This window comes from Photobacterium sp. BZF1, assembly GCF_014349205.1.
Lineage (GTDB): Bacteria > Pseudomonadota > Gammaproteobacteria > Enterobacterales > Vibrionaceae > Photobacterium.
The window spans coordinates 1-10,444 of sequence record NZ_JACSOF010000194.1; the positions used below are offsets into that span (position 1 = coordinate 1).

The window sequence follows — 10,444 nt, forward strand, 5'->3', positions numbered from 1 at the left end:
CAGGAAGACATTAGCCATTCCCACAGCGAATTAGTCGAGTCAGGCAGAAGCCAGAAACCGCTAAAATAGCCAGCTTCACTGTACTCAATCCTAACTAGAGACAAGTTTATGCCAACTTGCTGATTTCCGCCAACTTTTTTATGTCAACTTATCTTTAAATAATTGATTTTCACTAGCACAAATAGACTCAATCCATGCACCCAGTTGTGCTTATATCGTATATACATCGATAAAAAACGCTAAAATTGACTACTTTGCCAAAACAAATCGCTACCATAAAACCAAGATTTAGAAATTATCTCTATCTATCATAAAGTTACCGTATTTAGATTCAGATCAAAAAAATCACAATGCTTTAGACAATTTTATAAAACAATGACTTAAAAACACCGGTGTTTAACGCCAACTGAGAATGTTAGGGGCTAGCATTTGACGCCATTAATGATGTGCGGTAACCCAAATGTGTTTTACCGTCATAAGTAACTATCAATCAGTGAATTTGGGCCAAAAAAAACCCTGCCGAAATGGCAGGGCTTTCATAGTAATTAAGAAAGTCGATTAGTCACGCAGTGACGCGCCGAACTTCTCAGATACGTGAGCAACGATAGCATCTACAGAGCCAGCGATGTCAGCATCTTCCAGTGTACGCTCTACAGACTGCAGAGTCAGGGCAATTGCCAAGCTCTTCTTGCCTTCTTCTACGCCCTTACCGACGTATACGTCAAACAGCTTAGCGTCAGTCAGGAACTCACCGCCCGCTTCTAGACATGCGTTAACGATGTCGCCAGAAGCTACTGCTTCATCAACAACAACCGCAATGTCACGACGGTTTGCAGGGAATTTAGAAAGCGCTACCGCTTCTGGGATCACTTTAGTGTTGATCGCAGACCATTCGATTTCGAATACGATAGTACGGCCGTTCAGGCCAAGCTTGCGCTCTAGCTCTGGGTGAACAGTACCAATCACACCCACTTCTTTGCCGTCTACGATGATCGCAGCAGACTGACCTGGGTGCAGAGCTGGGTGCTTAACAGCAGCAAAGCTGTAAGCCTTCTCGTTAGCAGAAAGCTCAAGGATAGCTTCCAGATCACCTTTCAGATCGAAGAAATCAACAGTGTTGGTTTCGATGTCCCAGTGCTCTTCGCTGCGAGTACCTGCAATAACACCAGCCAGCATTGGCTCTTGGCGCATGCCGTTCTCAGCAGTTTCACATGGGATGAAACGTAGGCCGTATTCGAACAGGCGAACACGTGGCTGCTGGCGCTTCTGGTTGTGAACAACCGTGTTAAGCAGACCTTGGATTAGGCCAAGGCGCATTGCTGACATTTCCGCAGAGATTGGGAATGGCAGTACTAGCGGCTCAACACCAGGAACGATCAGTTTCTGCTGCTCTGGCTCAACGAAGCTGTAAGTGATCGCTTCTTGGTAACCACGGTCAACAAGTAGGTTACGAACACGCTTAAGTGGAAGGTTCGCTTCAACGTGGTCGTGCATCTTAAGTGCTGCAGCTGGGTTCTGGTTTGGAATGTTGTCGTAACCGTAGATACGGCCAACTTCTTCAATCAGATCCTGCTCGATAGCGATGTCGAAACGCCATGTTGGTGCAGTCGCAGTCCAACCGGCTTCTGTTGTTTCAACAGTTAGGCCTAGACGCTCTAGGATTTCTACCACTTCTGCATCAGCAATGTGGTGGCCTAGTAGGTTGTCTAGCTTAGTACGGCGTAGTGCCACTGTGTTTGGCTTAGGAAGATCAGCATCTGACTCCTGAGCAACAACAGGCGCAACTTCACCGCCACAGATTTCAACTAGAAGCTGAGTAGCACGCTCCATTGCGCTTACCTGTAGTGCGTAGTCCACACCACGCTCGAAACGCATAGAAGAATCAGTGTGTAGGCCGTAGCTACGTGCGCGACCACGGATATGGTCAGGTGCGAAGAATGCACACTCGAGTAGCACGTCTTTAGTCTCGGTTGTTACACCAGACTCTTCACCACCAAAGATACCAGCGATAGCGAGTGCTTTGTTATGGTCAGCAACAACTAGGGTATCAGTATTTAGCTCAGCTTCTGTACCGTCTAGCAGAGTTAGCTTCTCGCCTTGCTCAGCCATACGAACCACGATGCCACCATCGATCTTCGCTAGATCGAACGCGTGCATTGGCTGGCCTTGCTCAAGAAGAACGTAGTTAGTGATGTCGACAACCGGATCGATTGAACGGATACCACAACGACGCAGCTTCTCTTGCATCCAAAGAGGCGTTTCTGCCTGTACGTTTACGTTCTTAACCACACGGCCAAGGTAACGTGGACACGCTGCAGGTGCTTTCACTTCGATAGATACAGTGTCGTCGATAGACGGAGCAACCGCTTCAACAGCAGGCTCAGTCACGTCAGCGCGGTTCAAAACGCCAACTTCACGCGCAAGACCGCGGATGCTGAAACAGTCAGCACGGTTAGCCGTTAGGTCAACGTCAACAGTTACGTCGTCTAGACCCAGGAATTCACGGAAATCAGTACCGTTTACCGCATCTTCTGCCAGCTCCATGATGCCGTCAGACTCAACGTCGATACCCAGTTCAGTGAATGAACATAGCATACCGTGAGAAGGCTGGCCGCGTAGCTTAGCTTTCTTGATTTTGAAATCGCCCGGTAGTACTGCGCCAAGAGTCGCAACAGCCACTTTCAGGCCCTGGCGACAGTTAGAAGCACCACAAACGATGTCTAGTAGTTCTTCTTCACCAACATCAACTTTGGTTACGCGCAGTTTGTCAGCGTCTGGGTGCTGGCCGCACTCAACAACCTGACCAACTTTAACGCCAGTAAAAGTACCAGCTACAGGTAGTACATCGTCTACCTCTAGGCCAGCCATAGTGATTTGGTGAGTTAGCTCGTCAGTTGTAACCGCAGGGTTTACCCACTCACGAAGCCAAGATTCGCTAAATTTCATAGTGTATGAACCTCTGGATTACTTGAATTGTTTTAGGAAACGAAGGTCGTTCTCGAAGAACGCACGAAGATCGTTTACGCCGTAACGAAGCATAGTTAGACGCTCAACGCCCATACCAAATGCAAAACCAGAGTATTTCTCAGGGTCGATACCTACACTGCGAAGTACGTTCGGGTGAACCATACCGCAACCTAGGACCTCAAGCCATTTACCGTTCTTGCCTTTAACGTCAACTTCAGCAGAAGGCTCTGTAAACGGGAAGTAAGAAGGACGGAAACGCACTTCCACTTCTTCTTCGAAGAAGTTGCATAGGAAGTCGTGAAGGATGCCTTTAAGCTGCGCGAAGTTTACGTTCTCATCAACCAACATACCTTCCACCTGGTGGAACATTGGGGTATGCGTCTGATCGTAGTCGTTACGGTATACACGGCCCGGAGCGATGAAACGGAAAGGAGGCTTGCCATTTTCCATCGTACGGATCTGAACGCCAGACGTGTGAGTACGCAACATTAGATCAGGGTTGAAGAAGAATGTATCGTGGTCGGTACGTGCCGGGTGATCCTCAGCAATGTTCAGCGCATCGAAGTTGTGGAATGCATCTTCGATCTCTGGACCAGACTCAGTGTTAAAGCCTAGTTCACCAAAGAACTGTTCAATACGCTCAACCGTACGCGTTACTGGGTGAAGGCCACCATTTTCAATGCGACGACCCGGTAGGGTCACATCGATAGTTTCAGCCGCAAGCTTAGCTTCTAGCTCAGCGCGCTGTAGTGCGTCTTTGCGAGCGACGATCGCTTGCTGAACAGCACCTTTAGCCTTGTTGATTTCCTGACCAGCAGAGCGGCGCTCTTCTGGTGGAAGCTTACCCAAACCTTGAAGTTGAAGGGTCAATTCACCCTTTTTGCCCAGATACTGGACACGGACTTCGTCCAGAGCGACTAATGAATCAGCCTGCTCGATAGCTGCCGTTGCGTTGGCAATAATCTCGTCTAGATGTTGCATCGTTTCCTCATCCACCTACAGGTGGCGTCCTTTAGGGAGATATAAATTCGCGTAACGATACATACTAAAGAAACATCCGTCTAAATCCAAATCGAATCGTAAGAAAACCGTTGGATTGCGTGAAAAAAACACCAATTCCTCTCAAGGTTGGATTAATTGATGGTTCCTGCCGACACTTGCTGCTCCGACGGGAATCGGGCTGCCGTAATAATCACATGTACGATGCCCTCAACCATGGCATCTAATGGCATGGAAGGAAGTGATTGGTTCCCAGTGATTCGCAGCTCTGCTTCAACTTGTTCTGGCAATAACGGTACATGAATGAAATCGCACACAGCACTGCATTGTGTTTGTGTCGCAAGATAATGACTTATCCCATAAAACAGGTGGTTACACACGAAGGTCCCCGCGCTATAGGAAATCTCTGCCCCTATCCCTTGTTGTTTCAAGGCCTGCATCAACGTCTTGATTGGTAACTGGGTAAAATAAGCCGCAGGGCCTTTATCTACCACAGGTTGATCGATAGGTTGGTTGCCTGCATTATCAGGAATACGAAAGTCATCGAGGTTAATGGCTACTTTTTCAAAGCTGATATTCTCACGGCCTGAAGCCTGCCCTAGCATAAACACAATATTCGGCTTGAAGGCCTCAATTGCTTGAATACAGGACTTCACCGAGTCACCCTGTACGACGGGCAGTAAGCAGGACTGCAGCACCACACCACCCTGCTCCATCTTCTGCTGGACTTCCACGGTTTGAAGTTGCTCGACTATCAACGCCGTTGGGTTAATTGCCTGTCCGCCAAAAGGTTCAAAACCTGTAACCAGTACTCGAGTCATACCACATCTCAATTATTGATGGTAAATCAAGAAAGTTTATCACCCTCTTGTAATTGATAAGGCCATATATTTCTATTTCGTGCCAAGACCCTCGCAGGGTTAATGCCAAAACATATTTTTCCTGCTTTTTTATTGCACAATTTTTCAACCTGCACTAACTTAATAAAACATCGTTCAATTGATTGGCATTTAAAGGATGAAAACTATGGGTTCACAAGATAAATACTGGGTTAACTACGCAAAACTCACTTTCGTTATTGCAGTGGCAGCTATGATTATCAGTATCGTCATGCTGCCAGGCGATCTACTTGTCAAAGGTTATTACAGCATTTGCAGCTTATTACTTGTCAGCGCCACAATTACCTTAAGCAAAGCAGTACGTGATGAAGCTGAATCTAAGAAACTTCTTCAGAAACTGGAAGAAGCCAAAACTGCCCAATTACTCAATGAACTTGAAGACTAGATAATGAGATTTAACCGCTCGCTAACCGCAGCTTGCCTCCAGTTAGTGGAGCAAATATCAAAGCTCAAGCTATTACTTAAAGCTAAAGAGGATCAGCTTTCAGAGCTTATGATTGAACAACAAGCACTTGAGGCACAGCACAGTAATTGTGAGCAGGAGATAGAGGCAATGATCACTCCCTCATCTGACAATACTGAGGAAAGTGAAACCGATACATTTAAGTCCCTACTTCGCCATAGCTGGCAGTTAAAACAAGCAATAGATAAGTGTCACACGTCTGCCCTACGCCTTAGGCAGCAAATCACACGATTAGAGAAAAGGATTGAAGCTGCATTGATATTGAAAGCCAACGCGTTGAAGGCGCTCAAACTAAAAGGTGGGGATCCGAGATTGCAGAATGGATTGGATGTCATGCTGGCAAAAAACCAGTTGTTACTGGGGCAGTATGACTAACGATGCCTTCTCAGTGCTACTTTACGTCCAACCGAAAAGAAAAAAGGAGAGCCGAAGCTCTCCTTTCCACATCAAAACTGACTGAAATTACAGTGCAGCTTTTGCTTTTTCAACTAGTACTGTGAAAGTAGCTTTGTCGAATACAGCGATGTCAGCAAGGATCTTACGATCGATCTCGATAGATGCTTTCTTAAGACCGTTGATGAAGCGGCTGTAAGACATACCGTTCTGACGAGCAGCAGCGTTGATACGTGCAATCCATAGTTGACGGAAAGTACGTTTCTTGTTGCGACGGTCACGGTAAGCGTACTGACCAGCTTTAGTAACTGCTTGGAAAGCTACGCGGTAAACACGTGAACGTGCACCGTAGTAACCTTTAGCTTGTTTAAGAACTTTCTTGTGACGTGCACGTGCTTGTACACCACGTTTTACGCGAGGCATAGGAGACTCCTAACTAAAATTAAAATATAAAACTAAAAACGATTAAGCGAACGGAAGCATACGTGCAACAGCTGCTACTTCACATGCAGGAAGGATAGCGTTTGGACGAAGCTGACGCTTGTTCTTAGTAGTACGTTTAGTCAGGATGTGACGCTTAGTCGCGTGCTTAAACTTAAAGCCACCAGCAGTTTTCTTGAAACGCTTAGCAGCACCTTTGTTGGATTTCATCTTAGGCATGATGAGACTCCGCATTGTTGATAGTTAATAACATAGTAATCAGGCGAACAAAAAGCGCTGCGGTTAAGCAGCGCTTTTGCTACTTGAATGCCGTAATTACTTCTTCTTAGGGGCAAGCATCATCGTCATTTGACGACCTTCAACCTTATTAGGGAAGCTCTCAACAACCGCTAGGTCGCCTAGGTCTTCTTTAATTCGGTTTAGAAGATCGATACCAAGACTCTGGTGGGCCATTTCACGACCGCGGAAACGCAGTGTGACTTTACCCTTGTTGCCCTCTTCTAAAAAGCGAGTCAGGTTGCGCAGTTTTACCTGATAATCGCCTTCGTCTGTACCAGGACGGAATTTAACTTCCTTAACCTGGATTTGTTTCTGCTTTTTCTTTTGCTCTTTAGCAGCCTTGCTCTTTTCGAACAGGTACTTGCCATAGTCCATCACACGACAGACTGGTGGCTCGGCATTAGGGCTGATTTCAACTAGATCAACACCAGCTTCATTAGCAGTATTCATTGCTTCTTCGATAGAAACAACACCAATTGACTCACCGTCAAGACCAGTAAGACGTACTTCGCGTACGCCACGAATTTCACCATTCAGACGATGTGCATTCTGCTTAACTGGTGCTTGGGTTCTTCTTCCGCCTTTAATACCTTATTCCTCCACAATATTGAGCTTGCGACTGCTAATCTCTTGCTGCAAGAAAGCAACAAGATCGTCAATCTTAAATTTACCCAAATCTTTACCCTTGCGAGTACGAACTGCAATCTCGCCTGCTTCAACTTCTTTGTCGCCGCAAACAAGCATGTAAGGCACTCGCTTCAAAGTATGTTCGCGAATTTTAAAGCCAATCTTCTCATTTCTCAAGTCCGCATTGACACGAATTCCAGATTTTTGAAGTTTTTCGACTACTTGTTGAACATATTCTGCCTGGCCATCAGTGATATTCATCACAACCGCCTGTTGAGGCGCCAACCAAGTTGGGAAGAAGCCAGCATACTCTTCGATAAGGATACCGATGAAACGCTCTAGTGAACCAAGAATAGCACGGTGGATCATAACTGGCGTATGACGCTCGTTATTTTCACCAACGTAAGTTGCACCTAGACGCTCAGGAAGTGCGAAGTCTAACTGAACTGTACCGCACTGCCAAGCCCTATCTAGGCAATCGTGCAAAGTAAATTCAATCTTAGGACCGTAGAACGCACCTTCACCCTCTTGGATCTCGTAAGGGATCTCCATAGATTCTAGCGCAAGTTTCAGATCTGACTCAGCTTTATCCCACATTTCATCAGAACCTACTCGCTTCTCAGGGCGTGTAGACAGCTTAACAACGATGTTGTCGAAGCCGAATGTCTTGTAGGTATCGTAAACCATTTCGATACAGCTAGTTACTTCAGCCTGTACCTGCTCTTCTGTACAGAAGATATGGGCATCATCCTGAGTAAAGCCACGTACACGCATAATGCCGTGTAGTGCGCCTGACGGCTCGTTACGGTGACATGAGCCGAACTCAGCCATACGTAGCGGTAGGTCACGGTAAGATTTCAGACCTTGGTTGAAGATCTGAACGTGGCCTGGGCAGTTCATTGGCTTGATAGCGTACTCACGGTTCTCTGAAGAAGTCGTGAACATCGCTTCTGCGTACTTGTCCCAGTGACCAGAGCGTTCCCAAAGCACGCGGTCCATCATTAGTGGACCTTTCACTTCCTGGTAACCGTACTCAGTCAGTTTTTCACGGATGAATACTTCAAGGTCACGGAAGATAGACCAACCATTATGGTGCCAGAACACCATACCCGGTGCTTCTTGCTGCATGTGGAATAGGTCTAGCTGCTTACCGATTTTACGGTGGTCACGCTTAGCCGCTTCTTCTAGGCGAGTAAGGTGTGCTTTAAGTGCTTTCTTGTCGTGGAAAGCTGTACCGTAGATACGCTGAAGCATCTTGTTGTCGCTGTTACCACGCCAGTATGCACCCGCAACATTCAGCAGGGTGAAGTGCTGACAGAAACCCATGTGTGGTACGTGTGGACCACGACACATGTCGATGTATTCTTCGTGGTGGTATAGGCCCGGACGGTCATCACGAGATACGTTCTCGTCTAGGATTTCCATTTTGTACGGTTCGCCACGTGATTCGAATGTATCACGCGCTTCCTGCCAGCTTACCTTTTTCTTGATAACTTGGTACTTGGTCTTCGCCAGCTCTTTCATACGCTTTTCAATCTTTTCTAGATCTTCTTGCGTAAGCGACTCGTCTAGGTCGATGTCGTAGTAGAAGCCGTTGTCGATAGTAGGACCAATCGCCATTTTCGCTTCAGGGTAAAGCTGCTTGATAGCGTGGCCAAGAAGGTGAGCACACGAGTGACGTACGATCTCAAGACCGTCGACTTCATCTTTAACCGTGATGATTTCAAGGCTCGCATCTTCTTCGATAAGGTCACACGCATCTACGCGGTTACCGTTAACACGACCGGCAATAGTAGCCTTCGCAAGACCAGGACCGATCGATTGCGCGACTTCCATTGTAGAAACTGGGTTGTCAAATTGACGCTGACTGCCGTCAGGAAGAGTAATTACAGGCATGTAAATATCCTTTCACAGTGGTCTTGCACACCAAGCAAGACATGTTGAATTAAAAATATAAAGCTATGAGAGCTAAATAAAAGAAAGCCCAGAGGTCCGGCACTGCAATACTGAGCAGACCAAAACCGCTAAGCGAAGCCGCAACTATAACAAAGGCCTATGACAGATTGCAAAGCTAGGCCACAATTTATTTTTCTAATATGCCCAAGCCTCTTTTGGGTCACTTGGCTACCAGTTGAAAGCTCACCACGAAGAGTTCTTTGGTTCCGGGATAAATCTCTTCGAGTACATCTCGCAACTGCTGTAACGGCATATTCTCGCGGACAGCATGGCTCTGATTAAGTGTATCGATTGAGACAGGTTCAACGTCGACGATATCTAACTGGCAAAACACTCTGCCCTCTTCATAAATCACACCATCCACGCGGCTACCGGCATCATAATGGCTATCGGCTTCATCACGGATAGTGATAATTTTCTTACCAGCCAAGATATCCGCTTCAAAACGGGATAGAAACAGCAGTTCTTTTATCGCCATATATACCGCCACAGGTTAGGAAAGCCTCACAATACTGTAGTTACTTCACGCAAAATCACACATAAACTTGAAATGAATATGATTTGTTGCTTTGATTTGTATAGGCAATTAGGAAAAGCGTTATGGCTCAGTCACCTCGTTATCAGCAGATCAAAAGTTACTTATTAGAAAAGATTCATTCTCGCCAATGGCCACCGGGCCATAAGATTCCCACGGAAATGGCGTTGTCTGAACAGTTCTCGGTAAGTCGTATGACGTCCAACAAAGCGATCACAGAGTTGGTCAAGGAAGGCTTCCTTGAAAGGACACCGCGGCTTGGGACATTTGTCTGCAACAAGAAAGCCGAATCACCGTTGATGGAAATCCGCAACATTGCTGAAGAAGTAAAAAGTCGGGGGCACCATTATTCTTCCGATGTGATTTCTCAATCGACAATCCATGCTACTGAAGATATAGCGTTACGTCTGGGGGTCCGACAAGGCACAGAAGTCTATTTTACCCAAATTGTTCATTTCGAAAATAGCGCTCCGATACAACTCGAAGAGCGTTGGGTTAACCCGGAACATGCACCGGCTTATATCGAACAAAACTTCACAGAACAAACCCCCAATGAATATTTGGTCAAAGCCTGCCCGCTTAGCGATATTGAACATACTGTCGAAGCGCTATTGCCTCCCCCTCGAATTGCAGAGCTACTTAAAGTCAGCCCACAGTCGCCTTGCCTGTTACTGAATCGACGTACCTGGAGCAACAATAATTTGATCAGCACTGCCCTACTTTATCATCCGGGCAATAAGTACAAGCTGAGTTCAAGAACGAAGGTTGGGATGTGAAGCGGGCTCGGGGTCCTGGGTCCTGGGTTGATATGACCCCCGTAAAGTAGACACGGGGGTTAATTTCTCAGTTCGTACATCATGGGACTCAGTCCACCATTAGTCCCAT

Annotated in this window: 11 protein-coding genes; 3 read left to right on the forward strand and 8 right to left on the reverse strand. The window is 46.6% G+C overall.

Translation table 11 applies throughout. The features are described 5' to 3' along the window. Positions 1-558: 558 nt before the first annotated feature. The 3 genes from pheT to pcp form a co-directional block, all read right to left on the reverse strand. On the reverse strand, positions 559-2,946 hold the full coding sequence (gene pheT / locus BIZ37_RS27365) for a phenylalanine--tRNA ligase subunit beta (RefSeq protein WP_187464221.1): 2,388 nt from the start codon (positions 2,944-2,946) through the stop codon (positions 559-561). Positions 2,947-2,964: 18 nt separating this feature from the next. Next, complete coding sequence (gene pheS / locus BIZ37_RS27370; protein ID WP_107297789.1) at positions 2,965-3,948, reverse strand: phenylalanine--tRNA ligase subunit alpha; 984 nt, start codon at positions 3,946-3,948, stop codon at positions 2,965-2,967. A gap of 152 nt (positions 3,949-4,100) precedes the next feature. Next, positions 4,101-4,787: a pyroglutamyl-peptidase I gene (gene pcp / locus BIZ37_RS27375; protein ID WP_187464222.1), complete on the reverse strand. Its 687-nt coding sequence runs from the start codon at positions 4,785-4,787 to the stop codon at positions 4,101-4,103. A 205-nt stretch (positions 4,788-4,992) separates the two neighbouring features. Between pcp and BIZ37_RS27380 the strand changes: the two genes are divergently transcribed. Both BIZ37_RS27380 and BIZ37_RS27385 read left to right on the forward strand, forming a co-directional pair. Next, a complete protein-coding gene (locus BIZ37_RS27380) occupies positions 4,993-5,250 on the forward strand; it encodes a YiaA/YiaB family inner membrane protein (protein WP_187464223.1) in 258 nt (85 codons plus the stop codon). A 3-nt stretch (positions 5,251-5,253) separates the two neighbouring features. Next, positions 5,254-5,703: a hypothetical protein gene (locus BIZ37_RS27385; protein WP_187464224.1), complete on the forward strand. Its 450-nt coding sequence runs from the start codon at positions 5,254-5,256 to the stop codon at positions 5,701-5,703. An 87-nt stretch (positions 5,704-5,790) separates the two neighbouring features. On the opposite strand, the gene rplT is transcribed toward BIZ37_RS27385, so the two are convergent. The 5 genes from rplT to yqfB form a co-directional block, all read right to left on the reverse strand. Beyond that, positions 5,791-6,144, reverse strand: a complete 354-nt coding sequence (rplT, locus tag BIZ37_RS27390) for a 50S ribosomal protein L20 (protein ID WP_007469869.1) — start codon at positions 6,142-6,144, stop codon at positions 5,791-5,793. A 42-nt stretch (positions 6,145-6,186) separates the two neighbouring features. Continuing rightward, entirely contained in the window at positions 6,187-6,381 is a 195-nt protein-coding gene (rpmI, locus tag BIZ37_RS27395) for a 50S ribosomal protein L35 (RefSeq protein ID WP_007469870.1), read from the reverse strand. 96 nt (positions 6,382-6,477) lie between these two features. Continuing rightward, on the reverse strand, positions 6,478-7,029 hold the full coding sequence (gene infC / locus BIZ37_RS27400) for a translation initiation factor IF-3 (protein WP_082060595.1): 552 nt from the start codon (positions 7,027-7,029) through the stop codon (positions 6,478-6,480). Positions 7,030-7,032: 3 nt separating this feature from the next. Beyond that, a complete protein-coding gene (thrS, locus tag BIZ37_RS27405) occupies positions 7,033-8,964 on the reverse strand; it encodes a threonine--tRNA ligase (protein WP_187464225.1) in 1,932 nt (643 codons plus the stop codon). 220 nt (positions 8,965-9,184) lie between these two features. Then, on the reverse strand, positions 9,185-9,502 hold the full coding sequence (gene yqfB, locus BIZ37_RS27410) for a N(4)-acetylcytidine aminohydrolase (RefSeq protein ID WP_187464226.1): 318 nt from the start codon (positions 9,500-9,502) through the stop codon (positions 9,185-9,187). 122 nt (positions 9,503-9,624) lie between these two features. Between yqfB and hutC the strand changes: the two genes are divergently transcribed. Continuing rightward, entirely contained in the window at positions 9,625-10,335 is a 711-nt protein-coding gene (gene hutC, locus BIZ37_RS27415) for a histidine utilization repressor (protein WP_187464227.1), read from the forward strand. Positions 10,336-10,444: the final 109 nt, after the last annotated feature.